The sequence below is a fragment of the Anaerotignum faecicola genome (assembly GCA_024460105.1).
Lineage (GTDB): Bacteria > Bacillota > Clostridia > Lachnospirales > Anaerotignaceae > JANFXS01.
The window spans coordinates 1-391 of the sequence record JANFXS010000573.1 but is presented as its reverse complement, the minus strand read 5'-3'; the positions used below and the strand labels follow the sequence as shown (position 1 = coordinate 391).

Genomic DNA, 391 nt, shown 5'->3' with positions numbered 1-391 from the left:
ATATCCGTGGCTTCCAGGCCTTCTACTCCCTGCATGGCTACGAGAATTCCGTATAATACGGAAATTGATTATGAGGTTCTGGAGAAAATCGGGGCAGGGGAAGCGTATTTGAGAACCATGATTGGAGGAAATGTACGCCTGCGCCTGCACGGCGATATTGTAAGAATCGAAGTAGATTTAAATGCATTCGAAAAAGTTCTGGAGATGAGAGAGGAACTGATCCGTAAACTGAAGGAAATGGGATTTCTCTATATTACGCTGGATCTGGAAGGATTTCGATCCGGCAGTATGGATGTAAGAATTTCGTGATTTCGTGGTGAAATGTGTGCGGTGATGTGTGTTTTATGTGAATCAGAAAGTGCTGTAAAGCTGTATGGAAGGAGTTTGTAAC

Annotated in this window: 1 protein-coding gene; it reads left to right on the top strand. The window is 43.5% G+C overall.

Annotated features, from left to right (window positions below; genetic code table 11):
- A partial coding sequence (locus tag NE664_15450; protein ID MCQ4728028.1) for a potassium-transporting ATPase subunit C occupies positions 1–309 on the top strand: 309 nt, incomplete at its 5' end.
- Positions 310–391: the final 82 nt, after the last annotated feature.